Source organism: Pseudomonas corrugata, from assembly GCF_001269905.1.
GTDB classification, from domain to species: Bacteria; Pseudomonadota; Gammaproteobacteria; order Pseudomonadales; family Pseudomonadaceae; genus Aquipseudomonas; species Aquipseudomonas corrugata.
The window spans coordinates 761,011-785,645 of the sequence record NZ_LHVK01000003.1; the positions used below are offsets into that span (position 1 = coordinate 761,011).

At 60.3% G+C, this 24,635-nt stretch carries 26 protein-coding genes and 1 pseudogene; 12 read left to right on the plus strand and 15 right to left on the minus strand.

Annotation, left to right across the window (positions count from 1 at the left end):
* Positions 1–2: 2 nt before the first annotated feature.
* The 3 genes from modB to AD665_RS03835 all read right to left on the minus strand — a co-directional run bounded on the left by modB (position 3) and on the right by AD665_RS03835 (position 2,785).
* Positions 3–683 carry a molybdate ABC transporter permease subunit gene (gene modB / locus AD665_RS03825; RefSeq protein WP_024777338.1) on the minus strand — a complete coding sequence of 227 codons (681 nt, stop codon included), beginning with the start codon at positions 681–683 and terminating at the stop codon, positions 3–5.
* Positions 684–1,436 carry a molybdate ABC transporter substrate-binding protein gene (modA, locus tag AD665_RS03830; protein ID WP_053191024.1) on the minus strand — a complete coding sequence of 251 codons (753 nt, stop codon included), beginning with the start codon at positions 1,434–1,436 and terminating at the stop codon, positions 684–686. It abuts the gene before it with no gap.
* Positions 1,437–1,711: 275 nt separating this feature from the next.
* The gene (locus AD665_RS03835) at positions 1,712–2,785 is read right to left on the minus strand and encodes an NAD(P)H-dependent flavin oxidoreductase (protein WP_053191026.1); all 1,074 of its coding nucleotides are present in this window, start codon (positions 2,783–2,785) and stop codon (positions 1,712–1,714) included.
* A 149-nt stretch (positions 2,786–2,934) separates the two neighbouring features.
* Here AD665_RS03835 and AD665_RS03840 point away from each other — a divergent pair, with 149 nt between their 5' ends.
* A complete protein-coding gene (locus AD665_RS03840; protein ID WP_024777341.1) occupies positions 2,935–3,423 on the plus strand; it encodes a GyrI-like domain-containing protein in 489 nt (162 codons plus the stop codon).
* Here the strand turns inward: AD665_RS03840 and ada are convergent.
* From ada to AD665_RS03860, 5 genes are all read right to left on the minus strand, one after another.
* Entirely contained in the window at positions 3,387–4,460 is a 1,074-nt protein-coding gene (gene ada, locus AD665_RS03845) for a bifunctional DNA-binding transcriptional regulator/O6-methylguanine-DNA methyltransferase Ada (protein WP_024777342.1), read from the minus strand. The two genes, AD665_RS03840 and ada, sit on opposite strands and share 37 nt — an antisense overlap.
* A gap of 88 nt (positions 4,461–4,548) precedes the next feature.
* Positions 4,549–5,229, minus strand: coding sequence for a DNA oxidative demethylase AlkB (alkB, locus tag AD665_RS03850; RefSeq protein ID WP_053191029.1), 681 nt, complete (start codon positions 5,227–5,229; stop codon positions 4,549–4,551).
* Positions 5,216–5,938 (minus strand): 2OG-Fe(II) oxygenase, encoded by a 723-nt coding sequence (locus AD665_RS03855; RefSeq protein WP_053191031.1) that lies wholly within the window; start codon positions 5,936–5,938, stop codon positions 5,216–5,218. Before AD665_RS03855 ends, alkB begins: the two co-directional genes overlap by 14 nt.
* 125 nt (positions 5,939–6,063) lie before the next feature.
* Positions 6,064–6,234 carry a hypothetical protein gene (locus tag AD665_RS27555; protein ID WP_167355716.1) on the minus strand — a complete coding sequence of 57 codons (171 nt, stop codon included), beginning with the start codon at positions 6,232–6,234 and terminating at the stop codon, positions 6,064–6,066.
* Positions 6,235–6,259: 25 nt separating this feature from the next.
* Complete coding sequence (locus tag AD665_RS03860; protein ID WP_024777345.1) at positions 6,260–6,562, minus strand: DUF1883 domain-containing protein; 303 nt, start codon at positions 6,560–6,562, stop codon at positions 6,260–6,262.
* A gap of 285 nt (positions 6,563–6,847) precedes the next feature.
* Between AD665_RS03860 and AD665_RS03865 the strand changes: the two genes are divergently transcribed.
* Positions 6,848–7,198, plus strand: coding sequence for a hypothetical protein (locus AD665_RS03865; protein WP_024777346.1), 351 nt, complete (start codon positions 6,848–6,850; stop codon positions 7,196–7,198).
* Between the two features lie 26 nt (positions 7,199–7,224).
* On the opposite strand, the gene AD665_RS03870 is transcribed toward AD665_RS03865, so the two are convergent.
* Complete coding sequence (locus AD665_RS03870) at positions 7,225–7,506, minus strand: hypothetical protein (RefSeq protein WP_053191033.1); 282 nt, start codon at positions 7,504–7,506, stop codon at positions 7,225–7,227.
* Positions 7,507–7,622: 116 nt separating this feature from the next.
* On the minus strand, positions 7,623–7,838 hold the full coding sequence (locus AD665_RS03875; protein ID WP_024777348.1) for a hypothetical protein: 216 nt from the start codon (positions 7,836–7,838) through the stop codon (positions 7,623–7,625).
* A gap of 234 nt (positions 7,839–8,072) precedes the next feature.
* Here AD665_RS03875 and galU point away from each other — a divergent pair, with 234 nt between their 5' ends.
* The 4 genes from galU (at position 8,073) to ahpF (ending at position 13,134) form a co-directional block, all read left to right on the plus strand.
* Positions 8,073–8,912, plus strand: coding sequence for a UTP--glucose-1-phosphate uridylyltransferase GalU (gene galU / locus AD665_RS03880; RefSeq protein ID WP_003182953.1), 840 nt, complete (start codon positions 8,073–8,075; stop codon positions 8,910–8,912).
* A 359-nt stretch (positions 8,913–9,271) separates the two neighbouring features.
* Positions 9,272–10,627 (plus strand): glutathione-disulfide reductase, encoded by a 1,356-nt coding sequence (gene gorA / locus AD665_RS03885; RefSeq protein ID WP_024777349.1) that lies wholly within the window; start codon positions 9,272–9,274, stop codon positions 10,625–10,627.
* 256 nt (positions 10,628–10,883) lie between these two features.
* Positions 10,884–11,447 (plus strand): alkyl hydroperoxide reductase subunit C, encoded by a 564-nt coding sequence (gene ahpC, locus AD665_RS03890; protein WP_020294651.1) that lies wholly within the window; start codon positions 10,884–10,886, stop codon positions 11,445–11,447.
* A gap of 124 nt (positions 11,448–11,571) precedes the next feature.
* Positions 11,572–13,134 carry an alkyl hydroperoxide reductase subunit F gene (gene ahpF / locus AD665_RS03895; protein ID WP_024777350.1) on the plus strand — a complete coding sequence of 521 codons (1,563 nt, stop codon included), beginning with the start codon at positions 11,572–11,574 and terminating at the stop codon, positions 13,132–13,134.
* A 128-nt stretch (positions 13,135–13,262) separates the two neighbouring features.
* Here ahpF and gloA read toward each other — a convergent pair whose 3' ends face one another.
* Complete coding sequence (gloA, locus tag AD665_RS03900; RefSeq protein WP_024777351.1) at positions 13,263–13,784, minus strand: lactoylglutathione lyase; 522 nt, start codon at positions 13,782–13,784, stop codon at positions 13,263–13,265.
* 173 nt (positions 13,785–13,957) lie between these two features.
* On the opposite strand from gloA, the gene AD665_RS03905 reads away from it, so the two are divergent.
* A complete protein-coding gene (locus tag AD665_RS03905) occupies positions 13,958–14,494 on the plus strand; it encodes a DUF4946 domain-containing protein (RefSeq protein ID WP_024777352.1) in 537 nt (178 codons plus the stop codon).
* Positions 14,495–14,584: 90 nt separating this feature from the next.
* Here the strand turns inward: AD665_RS03905 and AD665_RS03910 are convergent, their stop codons facing one another.
* Together AD665_RS03910 and AD665_RS03915 are read right to left on the minus strand one after the other, a co-directional pair.
* Complete coding sequence (locus AD665_RS03910; RefSeq protein ID WP_024777353.1) at positions 14,585–14,950, minus strand: histone-like nucleoid-structuring protein, MvaT/MvaU family; 366 nt, start codon at positions 14,948–14,950, stop codon at positions 14,585–14,587.
* Between the two features lie 325 nt (positions 14,951–15,275).
* A complete protein-coding gene (locus AD665_RS03915; protein ID WP_053191035.1) occupies positions 15,276–16,142 on the minus strand; it encodes a LysR family transcriptional regulator in 867 nt (288 codons plus the stop codon).
* 231 nt (positions 16,143–16,373) lie between these two features.
* Here AD665_RS03915 and AD665_RS03920 point away from each other — a divergent pair, with 231 nt between their 5' ends.
* Positions 16,374–17,318 carry a DMT family transporter gene (locus tag AD665_RS03920; RefSeq protein WP_024777355.1) on the plus strand — a complete coding sequence of 315 codons (945 nt, stop codon included), beginning with the start codon at positions 16,374–16,376 and terminating at the stop codon, positions 17,316–17,318.
* A gap of 248 nt (positions 17,319–17,566) precedes the next feature.
* Complete coding sequence (gene hppD, locus AD665_RS03925; protein WP_053191038.1) at positions 17,567–18,643, plus strand: 4-hydroxyphenylpyruvate dioxygenase; 1,077 nt, start codon at positions 17,567–17,569, stop codon at positions 18,641–18,643.
* A 126-nt stretch (positions 18,644–18,769) separates the two neighbouring features.
* Here the strand turns inward: hppD and rarD are convergent, their stop codons facing one another.
* Both rarD and AD665_RS03935 read right to left on the minus strand, forming a co-directional pair.
* Positions 18,770–19,654 (minus strand): EamA family transporter RarD, encoded by an 885-nt coding sequence (gene rarD, locus AD665_RS03930; RefSeq protein ID WP_024777357.1) that lies wholly within the window; start codon positions 19,652–19,654, stop codon positions 18,770–18,772.
* A 166-nt stretch (positions 19,655–19,820) separates the two neighbouring features.
* The gene (locus AD665_RS03935; RefSeq protein ID WP_024777358.1) at positions 19,821–20,834 is read right to left on the minus strand and encodes an aldo/keto reductase; all 1,014 of its coding nucleotides are present in this window, start codon (positions 20,832–20,834) and stop codon (positions 19,821–19,823) included.
* Positions 20,835–21,051: 217 nt separating this feature from the next.
* On the opposite strand from AD665_RS03935, the gene AD665_RS03940 reads away from it, so the two are divergent.
* The 3 genes and pseudogenes from AD665_RS03940 (at position 21,052) to AD665_RS03950 (ending at position 24,580) form a co-directional block, all read left to right on the plus strand.
* Positions 21,052–22,188: a glycerate kinase gene (locus AD665_RS03940; RefSeq protein ID WP_053191040.1), complete on the plus strand. Its 1,137-nt coding sequence runs from the start codon at positions 21,052–21,054 to the stop codon at positions 22,186–22,188.
* Positions 22,189–22,429: 241 nt separating this feature from the next.
* Positions 22,430–23,596: pseudogene (locus AD665_RS03945) on the plus strand (pyridoxal phosphate-dependent aminotransferase); the annotation flags it as partial.
* 201 nt (positions 23,597–23,797) lie between these two features.
* Positions 23,798–24,580, plus strand: coding sequence for a hypothetical protein (locus tag AD665_RS03950; protein WP_050593802.1), 783 nt, complete (start codon positions 23,798–23,800; stop codon positions 24,578–24,580).
* Positions 24,581–24,635 lie beyond the last annotated feature (55 nt).

Here is a 24,635-nt window from a genome sequence, read left to right on the forward strand (position 1 = left end):
GATCAGCTCCAACCGGCCCGGGTTCTGCGGCTGGTGTACAGCGCCAGCAGCACAACGAAAGAAAACCCCAGCATCGCCGCCGCCAGCCAGTGGGCCTGGGCGTACTCCAGGGCTTCGACATGGTCGTAGATCTGCACCGACACCACCCGAGTCCTTTCCGGGATATTGCCGCCGATCATCAGCACCACGCCGAACTCGCCGACGGTGTGGGCGAAGCCGAGGATGGCGGCGGTGATGAAGCCGGGGCGAGCCAGGGGCAGGATGACGCTGAAGAAGGTGTCCCATGGACCGGCGCGCAGGGTGGCGGCGACCTCCAGGGGACGGTTGCCGATAGCCGAGAAGGCGTTTTGCAGCGGCTGCACCACAAACGGCATGGAGTAAATCACCGAGCCGATCACCAGTCCGGTGAAACTGAACGTGAGGGTACCCAGCCCGAGGGCCTGGGTAAGCTGGCCGATCCAGCCATTGGGGCCCAACGCCAGGAGCAGATAGAAACCGATCACCGTGGGCGGCAGCACCAGCGGCAGGGCTACCACTGCACCCACTGGTCCGCGCAACCAGGATCGGGTGCGCGACAGCCAAAGGGCGATGGGCGTGCCGATGAGCAGCAGGATCACCGTGGTCAGCGAGGCGAGCTTCAGGGTCAGCCAGATCGCTGAATAATCGGCACTGGTCAGCGGCATTTAACGTTGATAACCATAGGCTTGGATGATGGCGGCAGCTTTCGGGCCCTGGAGGTAGGCCATCAGGGCCTTGGCGGCCGGGTTGGCGCGGCCTTTATCGAGGATCACCGCGTCCTGTTTGATCGGGTCGTGCAGTTCGGCCGGGACGATCCATGCCGAACCGCCGGTGAGCTTGCCGTCCTTGTACACCTGGGACAGCGCCACGAAACCAAGTTCGGCGTTGCCGGTGGAGACGAATTGATAGGCCTGGGTGATGTTCTGGCCTTCGACGATTTTGCCCTTGACCTGACCGGCCAACCCCAACTTGTCCAGCACCTGGGTCGCGGCGAGGCCGTAGGGCGCGGCCTTGGGATTGGCAATGGACAGGTGTTGGAAGCCGTTGTTCTTGAGTACCTGGCCCTGCTCATCGACATAGCCGTCTTTGGCCGACCACAGCGCCAGCGTGCCGATGGCATAGGTGAAGCGCGAACCCTTGACGGTGTCACCTTCACTTTCCAGTCTGGCCGGGGTGGTGTCGTCGGCGGCGAGAAACACCTCGAAGGGGGCGCCATTCTTTATCTGGGTATAGAACTGCCCCGTTGCGCCGTAAGCCGCCACCAGTTTGTGACCGGTGTCTTTTTCAAAGTCGGCGGCGATGGCCTGGATCGGTGCGGTGAAGTTGGCGGCCACGGCCACCTGTACTTCATCGGCCTGGGCGGCGCCAACGATCAGGGCGGTGGTCAGCAGCAATGGCGCGAAGCGGGTGGGGCGCATTGAAGACTCCGTAGGGGGGTGGTTTCGCTATATACGGAAATATATAGCGAAAACCCGATAAACGGAATGTGAGTTTTGTGCTGTTGCTGTCGGCAGTGGGGTGAATGTGCCGGCCTCATCGCGAGCAGGCTCGCTCCCACAAGGGTTTCGTTGTGACAGCAAGGCTTGTGCTTACCCTCGGCCCATGTGGGAGCGGTATGAACAGAGGCTCGTGTTTACCCAGATCCCTGTGGGCGAGCCTGCTCACGATGGCGTCCTGGCCGGCGCTGAGGCTCTCAGGAACTTGAACCCTTGCCAAACCGCGCCAGTGTTTCATCGGCCAGGCGCCGGGTCAGTTCGCCGGTCGGCAACTCCCGGCCCATGGGAAACGCCTGGCCCGCCCAGAGGTTGCTGAAGTCGGCTTCATCCTTGGCCCGTAGCGGCATCAAGGCACCACCTGCCAGAGGAAATGCCGGTGCCAGCGGGCTCATCGGGCCGACTTCACGCATCACTCGGTTGACGATGCCCCGGGCCGCCCGTCCGGTGAACAGGTTGGTCACGGCGGTCTGGCTTTCCCTGGCGATGCACAGCGCCCGGTGATGGGACGCGCTGATCTTGGCCTCGGGAGTGAACAGATACGCGCTGCCCAACTGCACCGCCGATGCGCCAAGGGCGAACGCTGCAACGATCCCCCGCGCGTCGCCGATGCCGCCGGTGGCAATCACCGGTACTTTTACCGCATCCACCACTTGGGGCAGCAAGGCGAACAGTCCCACCTGGGTGTTGAGGTCGTCGCTGAGGAACATCCCGCGATGGCCGCCGGCTTCGTAGCCCATGGCGATGATCGCGTCGCAACCGTGCTGCTCCAGCCAGATGGCTTCCTCGACGGTGGTCGCCGAAGAAAGGATCTTCGCCCCGGTGGCCTTTACCCGATCCAGCAGGGACTTCTCCGGCAGGCCGAAATGGAAGCTGACCACTTTCGGCCGCATCTGCTCCAGCACCCGGCAGGCTGCATCGTCGAACGGCGTGCGGTTGGACACTGGCGTCGGCGCATCGAAATCGGCGCCAAGCTCGTCATAGTAGGGCTTGAGCCGCTGTTTCCAGGTCTCGGCCCGTTGCTCGTCGAAGACCGGTGGCTGATGGGAGAAAAAGTTCACGTTGAACGGCTTGTCGGTCTGCTCGCTGATCGTCGTCAGCGTCTGGCGCAGTTGCTCGACGTCCAGCATCGCCGCCGGCATAGAGCCAAGCCCGCCGGCGTTGCAGGCAGCGACCACCATGGCAGGCCCGGTCACCCCGGCCATCGGCGCCTGGATGATGGGCAGCTCGATACCGAGCAGGTCGAGGATGCGGGTGTCTGGCCATTGGCTCATGTGCAGGGTGCTCCGGCAGCGCAATAAACCCCATTTGTAGCAGGAGTGGCCCAGCCAGGGCCAGTCGAGTTTTTCAATCGAAGGCCCGCGCTTGATCCCTCGGGTAAGAGGATTACCATGCGTGCTTCACTTACCCAGGAGCCTTAGCCATGGATGTAAAACTCAAGGCAGTCGAACCCTTTAGCGTGGCGGGTTTGCAGGTCCGCACCCGCAACACCGATGAGCAGCAACCCGACACGGCAAGGATCGGCCCGATGTGGGAGCAGTTCTTCACCGAGGGCCTGTTCGACCGGATTCCGGCCAGACGCTCGGAGTCGTTCGTCTATGGGGTTTATTCCAACTATGAGTCCGATGCGACCGGGCACTTCGATGTAACGGCCGGCGTAGAGGTCGACGCAACAAGTCCAGGCTACCCCGCCGTGGACATCGAGGGCGGGGATTACCTGGTGTTCTCGGCCAAGGGAGCGATGCCCGACTGCGTGATCCGGACCTGGGGCCTGATCTGGGCGTATTTCGCCGACAACCCGCAGACCCAGCGTCGCTTCGCCACCGACTTCGAGGTCTACAGCGGCCCCGATTCGGTGGCGATCTACATCGGCGTTCAGTCCCCGGACGAGCGTTCCAGCGCCAGCAACTGACGCTTGCGCTCCACTCCCCAGCGATAACCCGAGAGATTGCCGTCGCTGCGCACCACCCGGTGACAGGGGATGGCCACGGCCAGGCTGTTGGCGCCACAGGCCTGGGCCACCGCACGCACGGCCTTGGGCAGGCCGATGCGCTGGGCGACCTCGGCGTAGCTGGCGGTACTGCCCGGTGGAATCTCCCGCAGGGCCTGCCAGACCCGCTCCTGAAACGCCGTGCCCTGCAGATCCAGGGGCAGGTCCAGGCCCAGGGCGGGCGCTTCGATGAAGCCGACCACCTGGGCGACCAGTTGCTCGAATGCCCGGTCGGCGCCGATGAGGTTGGCGCGGCGGAATTTGTCCTGCAGGTCGCGGACCAGCGCGTCAGGGTCGTCCCCCAGCAGGATGGCACACACGCCTCGTTCGCTCTGCGCTACCAGGATCGCTCCCAGGGAGCATTGTCCGACGGCGAAGCGGATGTCGGTGTTCTTCCCGGCGGCGCGGTAGTCGGCGGGTTTCATGCCCAGTACCTTATCGGCCGCTTCGTAAAAGCGACTGTTGGAGTTGAAGCCGGCGTCGTACAACGCTTCGGTGACGGTCTCCGCGTCGGCCAGGCGTTCGCGCATCTTGCGCGAGCGGTGGGCAGCGGCATAGCCCTTGGGGGTCAGGCCGGTGACGGTCTTGAAGACCCGATGAAAGTGGAAGGGACTCAACCCTGCGCTTTGCGCCAGTTCGTTGAGCCCCGGCAGTTCCTCGGCTGCCTCGATCTGCCGGCAGGCCGCCGCAACCCGGGCGGCTTGTTGGGCGGCCACCTGACTCTGGTCCCTGGCGGCCCGTTTGCTGGGCCGATAACCGGCTGCCTGGGCCTGTTCCGGTGTGTCGAAGAATTCGACGTTACGCGGATTGGGCAGGCGCGACAGGCTGCTGGGATGACAGTAGATACCGGTGGTTTTCACGCCGTAGACGAATTGCCCGTCGGCGCGTGGGTCCCGGGCGAGCACGGCGGCCCAGCGAGGGTCGAGTTCAGGGGCGAGGCTGTTCGAAGTGGTGTTCATGGTCGTTCTGTCCATTGGCCCGTTTTGGCTACAGTAACCAGCCTGCGGGAGGTCGACACTCCGGGTCTTGCGGTTGAATTCTGCACGGTTATCCGGCGGTGCGGAACGTCATGTTGATCCGCTGCGCGCCGAGCTGTGGATGCCGGCCTTCCTTGAGGGGCAACACGCCGTGGTAACGCAGCCGGTCGACACCACCCCAGACCACGATGTCGCCATGGAAGAGCGGAACGCGCAAGGACTTGTCGCTGCGCTCGAACCCGCCGAACTGGAACACCGCCGGCAGGCCCAGGGACATCGAGACGATGGGGGCGGTGAGACTGCGTTCGTTCTTGTCCTGATGCAACGACATCCGTGCTCCCGGCACGTAGCGGTTGATCAGGCAGGCGTCGGGCTCGAAATGCTCGAAGTGCGCTGCTCGGGCGGCGGCCTGGGCCAGTTCGCGGAACAGCGCCGGCATGTCCGGCCAGGGGCGGCCGGTCTGTGGGTCATGGGCAGTGTAGCGATAGCCGCTGCGGTCGGTGGTCCAGCCCAACGCGCCGCAACTGCTCAAGGCGACCGACATGGTAAAGCCGCCGGGCGTGACCATCTGCCGGAACGGCGCGACCTGCAAGACCGTTTCCAGGGCCGGCAGCAATCGCTCCAGCCAGGGCAGGGCGAACCCGCGCAGCACGAAAGCCTGCTGGCCGATCCGTTCGATCTGGCCGGGCTTCGCCGGTGGTTCGTCGGCGAACAGGTCCAGGGTGATCGGGCTGTCGTTATTGCGCATCATGAAAAATGATTCCGAGGGTGTGCCGTTGGCCGCTGTGCACGCGGCTGACGCCATGGCGCATGTTCACCCGATAATAACCGCGAACGCCTCTGACCGGCCGTTGATGCACGGCAAACACCACGGCGTCGCCCTGTTTCAGACCGATGACCTGTGGGCGCGACTGCATGCGCGGGCGTTGTTCGGTGAGGACGAGCTCGCCGCCGGTAAAGTCCTGGCCCGGTTCCGACAGCAGGATCGCCACCTGCAATGGAAACACCTGCTCGCCGTACAGATCCTGGTGCAGGCAGTTGTAATCCTGGGGGCCGTATTGCAGCAGCAAAGGCGTCGGACGCTGCTGTCCGGCGCCATGGCAGTGTCGGATGAAATCGTCGTGCGCGTCGGGGTATCTCACCTCAAGGCCCATGCGTTCGTTCCAGCGATTGGCCAGGGGCACCAACAGCGGATACAACGCTTCTCGCAGTTGCTGAGCGATAGCGGGCAACGGGTAGCGGAAATACTGATATTCGCCGCGTCCGAAGCCGTGGCGAGCCATGATCACCCGGGAACGGAACAGCCCGGATTGCGCGTACAGGCTGCTGAGCTGTCGGCATTGAGTCGCCGACAACAGGTGGCGAAGCACGCCGCTGCCATCCTGCTCAAGGCTCTGTTCCAGGGCTGGCCGGTCGATTGCATCGATGGATTGGATCAGCGAAGGCGGGGTAGGGGGCATGGCGGCAATCCTGGGGAATAGGATTGGTCAGTCTGGCGAGTGTTGGGCTGTCCGACACCCCGAATCTTGCTATGCAACAGCACCTTGTGGCGAGGGAGCAAACTTCCTCGCCACAAACAGCGGGTTTACAACGCCTTACTGACCTTGACCTCGCTGATCACATCGTCGGATTTTCCATGCATCGCTTCCAGCGCCGCCCGGGCTTCTTCCTCTGTGCCGGTTTCCAGCTGCGCGAACTCGAAGCGGCGTTCGTCGTTGAGTTTGTACTTGATGACGTATTTGGTTGTCTGGGCCACGGTTTTGCCTATGTGAGCAGGGGGCTCAGCTCAGTTTCGAGCTGGAGCGCCGGATGATTTTGATCTTGTGGGTCAGGGACGGCTTACGCGTGACGCTGATGGCCCGACGGCTGACGGTGTCGATGGTGATGTTCCAGAAACCGGTGCTCGGTGCGGTGATCCGCGCCGGGAACGTATCGAACGCGCCGCCATGGTAAGTGTGCCGGCCGCCATTCTTGAAGCTGCGGAAGTTCGCGTCGTTCATCAGGCGGATGTTGCACGTTTGGGAACATTCGATGACGACTATATCGTCTTCGTTGAGGTGCTCGCGTTGGTGGATGAATTTCATGGGCGCCTCCAGAAGGGCTTTTTCTACACGCTCGATACGGTAGGGGGCTGCAATAATGGGACGCAGTTTATCAGCACCGAGGGTGAAATATCCGGCCCTCGATCCTGATACGGCGCAAAACCTGTGGGAGCAAAGCTTGCTCCCACAGGTTTGTGGCTTAATTGACTGGCATTAGCCCTCGACCCGGCTTTGCTGGTTTGGCGCAGCAGTACCGGATAAAAAAATGCAGGGCTCTGGAGCAAAACAGCTTCTACGCTGTCGGAGGGTCTTTGTCGGAGGAATCATATGAAGCGTAGTGCGTGGGTGTTGGCATTGGCAGTGAGTGGATGTGCATCGGTATCGGACATCAACCAGACGCCGCCCACCATGAGTGTTATCTCCGGCAAGAAACCTCACGAATATGCCAAGTGCGTCGCCGACAAGCTGGCCGACAGCCGTGGCTCGTTGCAGATGGAGCCCCACAAGAACGGCGTCCGGCTGATCGTTCCCGGCAAACTCTCGAGCCTGCCGGCAGCGGTATTCGACATTGACGAACGCTCCGGTGGCAGCAGCATCAAGCTGCATGAAAGTATGTCCAACGTACCGGTGCGCCCGGGTGATGTGCAGGATGCGGCCAACGCCTGCATTTCCGGCTGAGAAAGGGGGTCAGGTTCGCCTGGACCTTACTTGCACACCACCACGACACTGCGGCTGGTGAAGTTGCCGACATCCACGCCCAGGGTCTTGTCGCTTTCATTGGCCTGGGGCGTGCCATCGGTGCCGACGATGCGGTAGCCGGTGCCGGCACAGGAGGCATCTGCCTTTTCATAGCAGGCGGCCCAGGAATTGGCTTCGCCTGAGCAGTCGATGGTCAGGCCCTGCTCACCGTTGGCCAGATAGGTATTTTCCGTCGAGGCACAACCCGCCAGGGCCAGGACCGCAAACAGCGCCAGAAACGTTCTCATGGAGTGGTCATCGAAAGGGAAGGGACAGCGCGAGGTTATAGCGAATGGTCATTGCGGTACAGATAAACAACCGGCCTGCGCCAATGCCGCAAGGCGATTGACGCAGGCCGGTCCGGTTATTTCTTGCGGCGGTCGGTGCGTGCTGGCGCTTTTTCTCGTTCCTTGACCGCAGGAGCAGCGCGTTCATCCTGGAAGACCGCGGCCACTTCCACCGCCATGGTCTTGGTGGGCAAGGGACCGGCAACCTGCTCGCCATGGTAATTGATAATCCACCACTGGCCGTCCTTGTCCTGACTGACCGAATAACCGTTTGCGTTTCGTGTTGCCGACATCTAACTGCCTCATTGGCGGGATCAAGGGCGCCATGATACGCCAAATGCACGAAAACGGGGCCTGCAGGCGTGCAACCGGACCGTTGAACCCCCGAAACGAAAGGCGATTGAACTATCCGCCGGTTTATTTCTCTATGATGGCATCGGTTGGCCAGTGCAGGCATTGTAAGGTGCCTGCGGCCTGATTAGACTGCGCCGAAACTCGTCGTACACACCGCCTTTTAAAGGATTCATATGATCAAGAAATGCTTGTTCCCTGCAGCCGGTTACGGTACTCGCTTCCTGCCAGCGACTAAGGCCATGCCCAAAGAAATGCTGCCGGTGGTGAACAAGCCACTGATCCAGTACGGTGTAGAAGAAGCCCTTGATGCGGGCCTGACGGAAATCTCCATCGTGACCGGCCGTGGCAAGCGCGCGCTGGAAGATCATTTCGATATCAGCTACGAGCTGGAAAACCAGATCAAAGGCACCGACAAGGAAAAGTATCTGGTCGGTATCCGCAAACTGCTGGATGAGTGTTCGTTCTCCTACACCCGCCAGACCGAAATGAAAGGCCTGGGCCACGCGATCCTGACTGGCCGTCCTTTGATCGGCGACGAACCCTTCGCCGTGGTGCTGGCGGATGACCTGTGCGTCAACCTGGAAGGTGACGGCGTGCTGACCCAGATGGTCAAGCTCTACAAACAGTTCCGCTGCTCCATCGTGGCGATCCAGGAAGTTGATCCGCAGGAAACCAACAAGTACGGCGTGATCGCCGGCGAAATGATCCGCGATGACATCTATCGCGTGCACAGCATGGTTGAAAAACCGAAGCCTGAAGACGCTCCGTCGAACCTGGCGATCATCGGTCGTTACATCCTGACGCCGGACATCTTCGACCTGATCGAACAGACCGAACCAGGCAAGGGCGGTGAGATCCAGATTACCGACGCCCTGATGAAACAGGCCCAGAACGGCTGCGTCATGGCCTACAAGTTCAAGGGCAAGCGTTTCGACTGCGGTGGCGCCGAAGGCTACATCGACGCGACCAACTTCTGCTTCGAAAACTTCTACAAGACCGGCAAGGCTTACTGATAGCCCACGCCGCGACTGAAAAACGCCCCGACTGGTTCGGGGCGTTTTTTTTGGGGCAATGTATTGCCGTGTCTGGCATAGAATCCTGTGGCGAGGGGAGTTATCTGTAGCGAGGGGATTTATCCCCGCTGGGCTGTGAAGCAGCCCTAAAGCCAGGCGACTTGGTGTGCCAGGCAGATTGAGTTGGTTGGTTTGGGGCTGCTATGCAGCCCAGCGGGGATAAATCCCCTCGCCACAGGAGCCGCGCTCGGCTTGATGACGCTCACCCTGGCTTTTTAATTTTCCGCCCCCATAACCAACGCAACGCTGACCCGTCTGGAAACAGCGGGTATGCTGATGGCCTGCCTAAGGAGACAGTAATGGCCTACGATTTTGACCTGTATGTGATTGGCGCCGGTTCCGGTGGTGTGCGGGCTGCGCGGTTCGCCGCCGGTTTTGGCGCCAGGGTGGCCGTGGCGGAAAGCCGCTACCTGGGCGGTACCTGCGTGAACGTCGGTTGCGTGCCGAAAAAGCTGCTGGTCTATGGTGCGCATTATGCCGAAGACTTCGAGCAGGCTTCGGCCTATGGCTGGACGGCGGGTGAGGCGAGTTTCGACTGGGCTACGCTGATTGCCAACAAGGACCGGGAGATCAACCGCCTCAACGACATCTATCGCAACCTGTTGGTCAACAGCGGCGTGGCGTTGCATGAGGGCCATGCGAAGATCACCGGTCCCCATGAGGTCGAGATCAATGGCCAGCGCCATAGCGCCGAGCACATCCTGGTCGCCACCGGTGGTTGGCCGGTCATCCCGCAGATTCCGGGCCGCGAGCATGCCATCAGCTCCAATGAGGCTTTTTTTCTCAAGGAACTGCCCAAGCGCGTGCTGGTAGTGGGGGGGGGCTACATTGCAGTGGAGTTCGCGGGGATTTTCCACGGCATGGGCGCGCAGACGTCCCTGCTGTATCGCGGTGAGTTGTTCCTGCGCGGTTTTGACGGCGCAGTACGCAAGCATCTGGCCGAAGAGCTGACGCGCCGAGGCCTGGATCTGCAGTTCAATGCCGATATCCAGCGCATCGACAAGCAGGCCGATGGCAGCCTGGAGGTGACCCTCAAGGACGGCCGTACGCTATTGACCGATTGCGTGTTCTACGCCACCGGCCGGCGGCCGATGCTCGATAACCTCGGCCTGGAGAACACCGCTGTCACGCTGGATGAGAAGGGCTTTGTCCAGGTCAATGAAAAATACGAGACCACCGAGCCGTCGATCCTTGCCATTGGCGACGTGATCGGGCGCGTACAGCTGACACCCGTTGCCTTGGCCGAGGGCATGGCGGTGGCGCGGCGCCTGTTCAAGCCTGAACAGTACCGGCTGGTGGATTACCGGATGATCCCCACGGCGGTGTTCAGCCTGCCGAACATCGGCACGGTCGGCCTGACCGAGGAACAGGCCCGGGAAGAGGGGCATGAGGTGCAGATTTTCGAAAGCCGTTTCCGGCCGATGAAGCTGAGTCTGACCGACTGCCAGGAACGCACGCTGATGAAGCTGGTGGTGGATGCCCGCACCGACAAGGTCCTGGGTTGCCATATGGTCGGCCCGGATGCCGGGGAAATCGTCCAGGGCCTGGCTATCGCCCTCAAGGCCGGCGCCAGCAAGCGCGATTTTGACGAAACCATTGGCGTGCACCCGACTGCCGCCGAAGAGTTCGTCACGATGCGCACTCCCGCGGCCTGAGCTGTTTCATGTAGGAGCCATGTAGGACTTGTCGAGCACAGCGAGGCTGCGATCTTTCCCCGGGAAATTGAGTCCTGAACGAAAGCAAAATCAAAAGATCGCAGGCTTCGCCAGCTCCTACAGAGATTTTTTCTATCTATACCGTTCCCTGATAGCCAAAACCAATTATTCGCATCAGCTTTGCCAATGAGCCAGCATGGGAATGAGTGGGTAAGCTTCTCTCCATCAACTTTTCAACCCTGATGGAGAAACACCGATGCCTATCATCAACAGCCAAGTTAAACCGTTCAAAGCTACCGCATTCAAAAACGGCGCTTTCGTCGAAGTGTCGGACGCCGACCTGAAAGGCAAGTGGTCTGTCGTGTTCTTCTACCCGGCTGACTTCACCTTCGTTTGCCCAACCGAACTGGAAGACCTGGCCGACAACTACGCCGAATTCCAGAAACTGGGCGTCGAGATCTACAGCGTGTCCACCGACACTCACTTTGCCCACGCTGCCTGGCACAACACTTCGCCAGCCATCGGCAAGATCCAGTACACCATGATCGGCGACCCGACCCTGACCATCTCCCGCAACTTCGACGTGCTGATCGAAGAAGCTGGCCTGGCTGACCGCGGTACTTTCGTGATCAACCCTGAAGGTCAGATCAAGATCGTCGAAATCAACGACGGCGGTGTAGGCCGTGACGCTTCCGAGCTGCTGCGCAAGATCAAGGCCGCCCAGTACGTCGCTGCTCACCCTGGCGAAGTCTGCCCAGCCAAGTGGAAAGAAGGCGAGGCCACTCTGGCTCCGTCTCTGGACCTGGTCGGCAAGATCTAACTCCATGAGTCATCCGAGGGCGATCAGCTCTTGATCAAGTAAGCCGCTTCGCCCCCAAAAACGCCCGGGCGAGATTCGCTCGGGCGTTGTTTTTTCTGAAATTCAAAAAATGGAAATCGCCCGTATGTTGGACGCCAATCTTAAAGCTCAGTTGAAGTCATATCTGGAACGGGTCACCCAACCGATCGAGATCGTTGCATCCCTCGACGACGGTGCGAAATCCCAGGAAATGCTGGCGTTGCTCAAAGACATTGCCAGTCTCTCCACCCAGATCATCTTGCTCGACAACGGCACCGATGCGCGCAAGCCATCGTTCTCGTTGAACCGCCCGGGAGCCGATATCAGCCTGCGTTTCGCCGGTATTCCCATGGGCCACGAATTCACTTCGCTGGTGTTGGCCTTGCTGCAAGTCGGCGGCCACCCTTCGAAGGCCAGTGTCGAAGTCATTGAACAGATCCGCGCCCTTGAAGGCGAGTTCAACTTCGAGACCTATTTCTCGCTGTCGTGCCAGAACTGCCCGGACGTGGTCCAGGCGCTGAACCTGATGGCGGTGCTGAACCCGAACATCCGCCACGTCGCTATCGACGGTGCGCTGTTCCAGGCTGAGGTCGATGAGCGTCAGATCATGGCCGTGCCGAGTATCTACCTGAATGGCGAGAACTTCGGTCAGGGCCGCATGGGCCTGGAAGAGATTCTCGCCAAGATCGATACCAGCGGTATCGAGCGCCAGGCCGAAAAAATCAGCGCCAAGGACGCCTTCGATGTGTTGGTGGTTGGCGGTGGCCCGGCCGGTGCTTCGGCTGCGATCTATGCGGCCCGCAAAGGCATCCGCACTGGTGTGGCGGCTGAACGCTTCGGCGGACAGGTACTCGATACCATGGCCATCGAGAACTTTATCTCGGTCCAGGAAACCGAAGGGCCGAAACTGGCCGTAGCCTTGGAAGAGCACGTCAAGCAATACGACGTGGACATCATGAACCTGCAACGTGCCGATGGGCTGGTGCCTGGCACGGACGGCATGTTGCATGAAGTCCGGTTCGCCAGCGGTGCGCGCCTCAAGGCCAAGACCGTGATCCTGGCGACCGGTGCCCGCTGGCGTGAAATGAACGTGCCGGGCGAGCAGCAATACCGCAACAAGGGCGTAGCATACTGCCCACACTGTGACGGTCCGCTGTTCAAGGGCAAGCGCGTGGCGGTGATCGGCGGGGGTAACTCCGGCGTCGAAGCGGCCATCGACCTGGCCGGTATCGTGGCCCATGTCACCTTGCTGGAGTTCGATGTGCAGTTGCGCGCCGATGCGGTGTTGCAGCGCAAACTGCACAGCTTGCCGAATGTGACGGTGATTACCAACGCCCAGACCACCGAGGTGACAGGCGACGGTCAGAAGGTCAACGGGCTGCGCTACAAGGATCGTCCAAGCGGTGAAGTGCTGGACGTGACGCTGGAAGGGATATTTGTGCAGATCGGCCTGTTGCCCAATACCGATTGGCTCAAAGGTACTGTAGAGCTGTCACCGCGTGGCGAGATCATCGTCGACGCCCGGGGTGAAACCTCTATCCCTGGCGTATTCGCCGCCGGCGATGTGACCACCGTGCCGTATAAGCAGATCGTGATCGCCGTAGGCGAGGGCGCCAAGGCTTCGTTGAGCGCCTTCGATCATCTGATCCGGACTTCCGCGCCAGCATAAACAGCCAGGCACTGGAAAAACAAAACCCCATGGGCCTGGCCCATGGGGTTTTTTATTGAGCTTTCATATCCACCGCCGAGCCCTGTGGGAGCAAGCTTTGCTCCCACAGGTAGGTTTCTCGGTGGGTCTTAGAGTGGAGCAGGCTGGATAATCTCGACCCAGTAGCCATCCGGGTCCTTGATGAACGCCAGGCTTTTCATGCGGCCGTCGCTCAGGCGCTTCTGGAAGTCACAACCCAACGCTTCGAAGCGTTCGCAGGCTGCGACTACGTCCGGTACCGAGATGCAGATGTGACCGAACCCGCGTGGATCGGTGTTGCCATTGTGATAAGCGAATGCCGGGTCGCTTTCGGTGCCATGGTTGTGGGTCAGTTCCAGGATGCCGGGGATCGATTTCATCCACTCGGTGCGTGCCGCAGCGTCCGCCGGAATCTGGCGCTTGTCCACCAGCGCGAGGAAATACAGGCTGAATTCGGCCTCAGGGAAGTCACGTTTTTCCACCAGCGAGAAACCCAGGACGCGGGTATAGAAATCCAGGGACTTGGTAATGTCCTTGACCCGCAGCATGGTGTGGTTGAAGACGAATTTGGCCGTGGCGGCATCGGGTTGGGCGGTGACGCCCGGGAAAGTGTCGAGTTCGTGCAGGCTCATGGGCCCTCCGGAAAATAAGTGGGGCAAACGACGTCGCAGGGCTTGGCGCGACGGTTCTGTGGCTTGCGTCAAACATGATACGCAGGGGGCGCAGCATCGCCAAACCGTGTGCGGCTATTGCCTGGTGCCGCGGTGAGCTTCAGACTTCGCGATTCGTCCTTGAGTGCAGCGCAATGATTCGACCGTTCCTTTCGTCGTTCGTCCTGTTTTTTGCCGTTGTTGCGAGTGTTGGCGTCCAGGCCGCCGAACCGCAGGTCACCTGGCCCCAGGGCTGGTTCATCGAGCCGCTGCCTTCCGATGCATCTGCCACGCCGGTGGCACCGGGAACCTCTCGTCAACGGGCGACCAAGAATGACTCGGCAGGCAATGCCGTCATGGTCATGGAGCTGACCGCAACCTCCATCAAGCCCGATCATCAAGTCAACTTGCAAGGCGTGCTCCTGGAAATGCGCAAGTCAATCCAGAAGGATTTTTTTCAGGGTGGTTATCAAAGTGTATGCAATAAGATTCATGCATCCCTATTGGGCGGGGTAACTGCCCTGGAAACTACCTGTACGATCACGCAGAACGGCCGACATGTGTTGTCTCAGACACTGGTCGCAGCACTTAATGAAGGCCGGGCTTATGTACTGTCCTATGCGGGACAAGCGCAGGTGTTTGTTGAGAGCCAGGATGAAATACAGGCGGTACGAAATAGTCTGAAACTATAAGGCTATCAACCTAATACGCCGGGGTTACTCCAGAAGTTCGAGTCCATAAAAAAGCCCTGCAATGTTCAGGGCTTTTATTCAGCCTGAATATCAGGTACGTAGCCAGGAATCGACAGTGCTCGCGCCGTATTGTTCTTTCCAGGCTTTCAGGCCGCGGTGATTGCCGCCCTTGGTTTCGATCAGTTCGCCAGTGTGCGGGTTCTGATAGACCTTGACCACTCGCGCACGGCGGGTTTTAGGCCCCTTGGCCGATGAAGCCCCCGCTTTTGACGGGTTCGGGTCAAGAATTGCGATGATGTCGCGCAGGCCCTTGCCATAGGTCTTCATCAGTCCCTGGAGCTTTTCTTCGAATTCGATTTCTTTCTTGAGCCCGGCATCATTCTTCAGCAATTCCAACTGTTTGAGCTGATCCTGAAGGGCCTTTTCGGCTTTACGAAATTCAACGAGTCTGGACAATTTATCGTTACTCCAATCAAATATTTGGCTGAGACCAACCGCAGACAAAGCTATAAGCCAAGCGCTTTGAAGCGCCTCGGTGATAGATGACTCTCCTGCTATCCAGCACAGTCAGAAAAATTGTAGTAGTTAAACCGGACAGTGTAAATCGTATCTTTTTCGTCATGTAACAAGAGAGTAAGCGTGTTCCTCAAGTTGCATCGCTGTCTGCGCCGGGCCGGTGTGTATACCAAGTATAGATTCAAATGGATGATCGGATTGAAAGTTGTGCTTCGATTGTCGATAGGTGGCATTGCGATATCATTCAGTAGAACCCTGCCTTTCTTCATTCAATAGACGAGGCCAGTTCGATAAACGCCCGGGTGGCGGGCGAGGCTTGGCGACTGTCCAGCACCGCCAGGCCGATCCGGCGCGGAACCGGGGGTGAGAGCGGGCGTACGACGAAGCCTGGATGATCCCCCTCCGGCAGCGAGCCTTCGGAGACTATGGTCACGGCCTCACCCCGGCTGACGGTGCTCAACGTGCTGAGCAGCTGTGAACAGCGATAGCGCACGTTTGGCGTGAGTCGGGCGGCATTGAACAAGCGTGTGACCAACTCTGACGATCCGGCCTCGGTGAGTACGAAGGGGGTGTCGCACAGGTCGCTGAGGCTGAGGTTGGACCGGGCGGCGAGGGGGTGGGTGGTGGGCAGGAGGGCGACCATCTGGTCCTCCATCAGGGGAAACGTATCGAAACGGTCCTCAGGCAGCACCACGAAACCGACATCGATCCGTCGCTCATCCAACCATTGGATGACTTGCCGGTCCGGCCCTTCGTCGATGTGCACCTCAATCCCTGGATGCAAGGCGCGATAGCGCTGCAGGATGGCGGGCAACAGCTTCATCGATGAGGTCGGGCCGAACGAGCCAATGCGCAAAGTGCCACGGCGCATGCCCCGGGCGTCGGCGGCTTCCTGGCGCAGGGTGTTGGCCAGCCCGAGCATGGCGCGGGCGCGCAGGAGCAATTGCTGGCCGATGTCGCTGAGCTCCACCACGGACTGGTGACGCCTGAGCAGTTCGACCCCCAGTTCCTGTTCCAGCGATTTGATGGCATGGGACACCGCAGACTGACTGATGCCCAAGCGCGTCGCCGCAGCGGTGAAACCATGCAGTTCGGCCACCAGGGAGAAGATTTCGAGCTGGGTAAGGGTCATGAGTGATTGCTCATTTTACGATGACTTAATATGAGCTTGATAATGGGGCATCCGATTCGAACCGTATAGGCACCACCTTGTGGCGAGGGGATAAATCCCCGCTGGAGCGCGCAGCGGTCCCTTTGAATGATCTGCTGTATCGCAAGATTTCTGGGGCCGCGACGCTGCCCAGCGGGGATAAATCCCCTCGCCACAAGGTGGTGTACCTCGTTTCATTTGTCTGTGGTGAACATGAAAACCCTCGAACACACCTTTTCGACCCCGTCGGACCTGTCGGTCTACCTGAAGCTGTCCATGGTCACCATGATCTGGGGCGGTACCTTTGTGGCCGGCAGGATTCTGTCCGATGCCCTGGCGCCCCTGCTGGCCGCCAGCCTGCGCTTCTTGCTGGCCAGTGTGGCGCTGCTGCTGTTCCTCGGCCTGGCAAGGATCCCGCTGGCGAGGCCGACCGTGAAGCAGGGCATGCAGTTGGCGGTGCTGGGTTTTTTCGGGATCCTTTTCTACAACCTGTGTTTCTTCTATGGCCTGCACTACATCAACGCGTCGCGGGCTTCGCTGATCGTGGCCTTGAACCCGGCGGTGATCGGCCTGGCCTCCTGGTGGTTGTTCAAGGAGCGGTTGAGCCGGTCGAAGGTCGGCGGGATTGTGTTATGCATCGGCGGCGCAGGGCTGGTCATTGTCAGTCGCGATCCTTCCTTGCTGCAGGCGTCCGCGCAGGGCTGGATCGGCGACCTGCTGATTTTCGGCTGCGTGCTGGGATGGGGCGTCTATTCGTTGTTTTCGCGCAGCCTGAATGAAAGTCTCGGCCCGTTGCAGACCGTCACCTGGTCGATTCTGCTGGGCACGCTGATGCTGTGGCTGACCTGTGCGGTCGGCGGTGAGGTTCGCTTCGAAGCCCTGCGTGGGTTGGACGGCAGGCAATGGCTGAGCTTGCTTTATCTTGGCGTGCTGGGTTCGGCGCTGGCCTACATCGCCTGGTACGACGGTATTCGCCGGATCGGCGCAACCCGTTCCGGTGTATTCATTGCGCTCAACCCGCTGACGGCGGTACTGCTGGGGGCGCTGCTATTGGACGAACGGCTCACGGCCCTGATGTGCGTGGGCGGCGGGTTGATCCTGGCGGGCATTTTACTGTGTAACAGACCCCTTGCGCGGCCGGCGAAAAAGACGATTTGATAGAGGAGGCGGACAAATCGGGTTACGCTGTGTAGAATCGATTTACGCATACAAGAATAATGACTTCTGGCAGCAGAAGCCTCGCCCGCAAAAGCCTTGGGTCGACAATGAAGATACTTGGGTTACAACTGATCTATGGCGATTTCCTCGCCCGCAGCGTTCGCGGTATCTCCTGCGCGCCACCGTATGCCCTCAGCATGGCCAGCAACTGACGTTCCGTTAATTGACAAGCATGATGAGGCGCCGACATGGCAGATCTATACGAAAACCCGATGGGCCTGATGGGCTTTGAATTTATCGAATTCGCATCCCCTACACCCAATACCCTGGAGCCGATCTTCGAGATCATGGGCTTCACCAAAGTCGCCACGCACCGTTCCAAGGACGTGCACCTGTATCGCCAGGGCGCGATCAACCTGATCCTCAATAACGAACCCCACAGCGTGGCCTCGTACTTTGCGGCCGAGCACGGTCCTTCTGTCTGTGGCATGGCGTTCCGGGTCAAGGATTCTCAGTTGGCCTACAGGCGTGCCCTGGAACTCGGTGCCCAGCCGATCCACATCGAAACCGGACCGATGGAACTGAACCTGCCGGCGATCAAGGGCATTGGTGGCGCGCCGCTGTACCTGATCGACCGTTTTGGCGAAGGCAGCTCGATCTATGACATCGACTTCGTGTTCCTCGAAGGCGTCGACCGCCATCCGGTGGGCGCGGGCCTGAAGATCATCGATCACCTGACCCATAACGTGTATCGCGGCCGCATGGCCTACTGGGCCGGTTTCTACGAGAAGCTGTTCAATTTCCGCGAGATCCGCTACTTCGACATCAAGGGCGAATACACCGGCCTGACATCCAAGGCCATGACCGCCCCGGACGGCATGATCCGTATCCCTTTGAACGAAGAATCATCCAAAGGCGCCGGACAGATCGAAGAATTCCTGATGCAATTCAACGGCGAAGGCATCCAGCATGTGGCGTTCCTCACCGACGACCTGGTCAAGACCTGGGACGCGCTGAAAAAGATCGGCATGCGCTTCATGACCGCGCCGCCGGACACCTACTACGAAATGCTCGAAGGCCGTTTGCCGAACCACGGCGAGCCGGTGGACGAACTGCAATCGCGGGGCATTCTGCTGGACGGCTCTTCCAACCCGGACGACAAGCGCCTGCTGCTGCAGATATTCTCGGAAACCCTGATGGGACCGGTGTTCTTCGAATTCATCCAGCGCAAGGGCGACGATGGCTTCGGCGAAGGCAACTTCAAGGCGCTGTTCGAGTCCATCGAGCGTGACCAGGTGCGGCGTGGGGTGTTGGCGACCGAGTAATACCTGAAGCCCTGTAACCCTGTTGGAGCGAGCCTGCTCGCGATGGCGGTGTGTCAGTCATCCATGCGTTGACTGACCGGCCACCATCGCGAGCAGGCTCGCTCCCACATGGGTTTGGGGTAAGCCTCAGGTCCGGCGCCGTTGCCGCGTCAGATGCTTGAAACCTTCGAACACCAACACCGCCACCGCCAGCCAGATGGGAATATAGGTCAGCCACTCGTTGGCCTTGATGCTTTCTCCCAACAGCAGCGCAACGCACAACAGCAAGACCGGTTCGACGTAGCTCAACAATCCGAACAGGCTGAATGGCAACAACCGGCTGGCGACGATGTAGGTTACCAGCGCTGAGGTGCTGATCACGCCGAGCACGGGGATCAGCAGCGATAACCACGGATGTTGATCGAAAACGGCGAAACCCTGTTCACCGCTTTGCACGAACCACAAGGCCACCGGCACGATCAGGGCCATGTCCAGCCAGAGACCGCCCAGGTGGTCGGTTCGAAGGCGTTTGCGCAGGATGAAATAAATTGGGTAGCCCACCACCACCAGCAGGGTCGCCCAGGAAAAACCGCCGGCCTGGACCAGTTCGTTGAGCACGCCGAGGGAGGCGAGGAAGACGGCGATTTTCTGGAAGTAGGACAAGCGTTCGCCAAAGAACAAGCGCCCGGTCAGGACCATCGACAGCGGCAACAGGAAATACCCCAGCGACACATCCAGGCTGTAGCCGTTGAGCGGCGCCCACATGAACAGCCATAGTTGCAATCCCATCAACGCAGAAGAAACCATCGCTCCAAGCAACAGGCGTGGCGCGGCGATCAGACGCCGGACCAGCTCTGTGACCCGTGTCCATTCCTTTGCCATCAGCATGAACACTGTCATACAAGGCATTGTCAGCAGCATGCGCCAGCCAAAGATTTCCAGGCCGCTCAGTGGAGAGAGCAGCGAGGTGTAGTAGTACATGACGGCGAACAGCGCGGAGGCCGAAACCGATAGGACGATGCCTTTGGACACGATAATTCTCTGGGAAATGAAACAGCACCTGAACAATGAGCACAACGCTGTGGGAGCAAGGCTTGCCCGCGACGAAGGCACCTGGGAACCGAGGCGCCTTCGTCGCGGGCAAGCCTTGCTCCCACAGCCCGGCACACCACAATGAGGTTCGCTGTACGCAGTGGTTTTATGACGTCCGCGGCACGCGCCCCGGCACGAAATGCCCCACGTCGTTGAACCCCGGTGTCGACGCATGCCCCGGCGTCACCAGCGAATCGATGAAGGCTTCGTCCTCGGCGGTGATCGTCACGGCTTGCGCCTTGGTGTAGCCATCCCACTGTTCCTCGGTGCGCGGCCCGACGATGGCTGAGGTGACGGCGCGGTTGTTCAGCACCCAGGCGATGGCGAACTCGACGATACCCACGCCCCGTTCCCGGGTGTACTGCTGGATCTGCTGGGCAATGCGCAGGGACTCGACCCGCCATTCGGTTTCCAGGATGCGTTTGTCCTGGCGGCCGGCGCGGCTGTTGGCGTCCGGCGCTACGTCCGGCGCATATTTGCCGCTGAGCACGCCCCGGGCGAGAGGGCTGAAGGGCACCACGCCAAGGCCATAGTTCTGCGCGGCGGTGATCTGCTCGGTTTCTGCCTGGCGGTTGACGATGTTGTACAGCGGCTGGCTGATCACCGGACGGTCGATGCCCAGGCTGTCGGCGATGCGGATCACTTCGGCGATGCGCCAGCCACGGTAGTTCGACAGGCCCCAATAGCGGATTTTGCCTTGGCGGATCAGGTCGCCGATGGCCGACACGGTGACGTGCAGCGGTGTGTTGTGGTCTTCGCGGTGCAGGTAGTAGATGTCCAGGTAATCGGTGCCCAGACGGGTGAGGCTGGCCTCGATGCCATTGAACAGGTGCTTGCGGCTCAGGCCGCTGCGGTTGGGCACGCCGTCCGCCGGGCCGAAGCCGACCTTGGTGGCGAGCACCCACTCCTGGCGTCGATTGGCAATCGCCTCGCCGACGATTTCTTCGGAGCGTCCGTTGGTGTAGACGTCCGCCGTGTCGATGAAGTTGATGCCCTGGTCCCAGGCCTTGTCGATGATCCGCAGCGAATCCTCGGTGCTGGTCTGTTCGCCGAACATCATGGTGCCCAGGGTCAATGTCGAGACTTGTAACCCGGAGTGGCCCAGTGTGCGGTAGCTCATGACAAGTTCCTTTTTATCGATGGGAAAGGCTCAATCAAACCCCAGAACGACTGTATGGATCAAACACATTTATCAAACACCCGTGAACCCCCGTGGGAGCGAGCAGGGCTCAGGGTGTCAGGCTTTCAATGTGGGGAGAACGCGCAACGCCGGCACACTGGTGCGGACAATCACCGCCACCAGCAGGTATAACGCCGTATCGGAACCGGAGACCCAAATGAAAATAATCATCGCCCCCGACTCGTTCAAGGACAGCCTCAGCGCCCAGGGCGTAGCCGATGCCATCGCCGCCGGACTCGGCGAGGTCTGGCCGGATGCGCAACTGATCAAATGCCCGATGGCCGATGGCGGCGAGGGGACGGTGGAGTCGGTGCTGGCCGCGTGCAACGGCGAATGGCGCCATACCCGCGTCCTGGGGCCCCTGGGTGCTGCGGTCGAAGCGCGTTGGGGCTGGTTGCCCGACAGCCGCACGGCGATCATCGAAATGGCCGAGGCCAGTGGCTTGCAACTGGTGCCGCCAGGACAACGCGATGCCTGTTCCAGCAGCACCTATGGCACCGGAGAGTTGATTCGCGCGGCCCTGAATGAAGGAGCCGGGCGGGTGATTCTGGCGATCGGCGGCAGCGCCACCAACGATGCCGGCGCGGGGGCCATGCAAGCGCTGGGCGTGGCGTTGCTGGATGAGCAGGGGCAACCTCTGCCTCCCGGCGGGCTGGCCCTGGCAAAGCTGTCGCGCATCGACCTGGGTGGCCTGGACCCGCGCCTGGTCGGGGTGAGTGTCGAGATTGCCGCCGATGTCGACAATCCCCTGTGCGGGCCCCATGGCGCTTCAGTGATTTTCGGTCCTCAGAAGGGCGCATCCGCACAGCAGGTGCAGCAACTTGATCAGGCCCTGGCGCACTTCGCCGGACACTGCGCCCAAGCGTTGCGCCGCGATGTACGCGACGAACCGGGCAGTGGCGCCGCCGGTGGCCTGGGGTTCGCGGCCAAGGCATTTCTGGGGGCGCAGTTTCGCACCGGCGTGGACGTTGTCGCCCAACTGACGGGCCTGGCCGATGCGATCGAGGGCGCTGACCTGGTGATTACCGGAGAAGGCCGCTTCGACGCCCAGACCCTGCGCGGCAAGACGCCCTTTGGCGTGGCCCGCGTTGCGCGCCGTCACGGCGTACCCGTGGTGGTCATAGCCGGCACCCTGGGGGAGGGTTATCAGGCGCTGTATCAACATGGCATTGATGCAGCCTTCGCACTGGTCAGCGGGCCGATGACGCTGCAGCAGGCCTGTGCCGACGCACCATGCCTGCTGCGCGAACGAGCCCGAGACATTGCCCGGCTCTGGCTGGTCGCAGCCCGGTGACTCGACTGTGACCAGGGAGCCCCCGCCCTCGCCATCCCGAGATCTGTGACCCTTGAAAAATATCTGAAGGCCCAGGAGATGCTCTTGAGCTATCCCGCCAGGACCAGCTTGAGGTGGACCGCAACCTGGCGACGCGCCCCACGAACTGTCGCGCCTTACGGTGGGCTTGAATGCGATGGTGGCGCGGTTCGTGATTTGAGATAGGGTTGAGGCTGGACATTGCATCAATCAGGAGCAGTACATGCGCTATTCAGCCTTGACCCAACGCATCACCGGCGAGGGTGCCGCCGCGTGGCAGATCCACGACCGGGCGCTGGCCATGCGTGAGCAGGGCAGGGACGTGTTGTTGCTATCAGTGGGCGATCCGGATTTCGACACGCCGCGGGCCATCGTCGACGCCGCCGTGGACAGCCTGCGGGCCGGGGACACTCACTATTGCGACGTGCGCGGCCTCCACGGTCTGCGCGCTAGCATCGCGGGTCGTCATCGTCGGCGTAGCGGCCAGTCGGTCGGGGCTGAGCACGTCACGGTGCTGCCGGGCGCGCAATGCGCGGTGTATGCGGTCGCGCAATGCCTGCTCGACCCCGGCGACGAAGTTATCCTGGCCGAGCCGATGTACGTCACCTACGAAGCGGTGTTCGGCGCCTGCGGTGCGAAAGTGATACCGGTGGCGGTATGTCCGGAGAATGCGTTCCGGGTCGAACCGGCCGATGTGGCCCGCCTGATCACCCCTCGGACTCGGGCGCTGCTGCTCAACAGCCCCAACAATCCCTCCGGGGCCAGCCTGCGCTTGCCCACCTGGCAGGCGCTGGCGCAACTGTGCATCGAGCATGACCTGTGGCTGATCAGTGACGAGGTCTACAGCGACCTGTTGTACGAAGGTGAGCACATCAGCCCGGCCAGCCTGCCGGGCATGGCCGAACGCACCGCAACCATCAACAGCCTGTCCAAATCCCACGCCATGACCGGTTGGCGCATCGGCTGGGTCATCGGCCCCGAACCCCTGGCCTCACACTTGGCGAATCTTTCGTTGTGCATGCTGTTCGGCCTGCCGGAATTCGTGCAGCGGGCGGCCCTGGTTGCGTTGGAAACGGATCTACCTGAAGTGGCTCACATGCACGCAGAGTACCGCCTGCGCCGGGACTTGGTGTGTGCTGCATTAGAGGGTTGCCCCGGCCTGAAGCCCGTATGGCCCGATGGCGGCATGTTCGTGATGGTTGATGTGCGCCAGACCGGCCTCAGTGCCCAGGCCTTTGCCGAGCGACTGTTGGACGGGTATGGCGTGTCGGTGCTGGCGGGGGAGGCGTTCGGGCCGAGTGCGGCGGGGCATATTCGGATTGGGTTGGTGGTTGACCGGGTGCAGTTGGCGGAAGCGTGTCGGCGGATTGCCTTGCACGCGGCGAATGTTACCGGCATGGCGGGTCTGAGCAATTGCGTTGATTTTCCGTCCGCCCGTAAGGAATCGACATCAGGGGATATTCCGACCAGCGGTATTTTACCCTGTCAGATATGACAGTTGGCAGCTCTGGATGCCCGGCGCTTAATGGATTTCAACGACCGGGCCAGATGAAGCGCGCTTCAGGCGCACTTCTTCGGAGAGCATATATCCATGCCACAGTTCAACGAGCAGACTAAGGCTGCACCATTGCTGATAGATGGGATAGCCAACACGGAACCTGCCCGGGTACCACGGGACGTGCTGTTTAACGGAACAACGGGAAGAGTACCGCGCCCGCTGGGTTTTCCCACGCAACCTGGCGAAGACATAAAGTTGACGGTTTATTGGGAGCAACCTAATAAAACGGAGATTTTTCAGAGAACCTATACGTCTGCAGATAGTCAGCCAGAGTTTCCATTTCCGATAACACCTCAACAGATGAGTGTTGATGGTCAGGCAATTATTTATTATGAATGGCTGGCCGATAATCCGGACAACTCACCAAGACGTACCCTGATCATTGATCACACACTGGTGCCAACCCTTGAAGAACCAGATTTTCCAGATAGAAATCTATATGGATACCTGAACTGCTCGTCGTCGCCCCCCATTTGGGAAAAAATCAGGGTGCAGATTGGGCCCGAGTCGGTATTCGAAGAGCTCGATGAATGCGTCCTTGAATGGCAGGGCTTTGGGACACTGAATGGCGCGCCTCCGGCGTTGACACCGCTCTATGAGTTTCGAAAAATTCTGACCCGGGATGAGGCGCTCAATGGGTTCATTATGGAAATTCCTTTCGATCCCTATGTAAAACCCATGATGAATAACGATTCGGGCCGGGCTCAATACACAATTATTCGAAACAATGTACCTATTGCTAAATCCAAGGCAGAAGTTGTCAAGATTGATCGGATAATTCCCGGGCAGGACGAACCATGCGGAGGATTTGCCTGATAAGCGTAAATGTCGAATGTTGTTGTCAGTCTCTTATAACTTTCCGAAAGCGCTA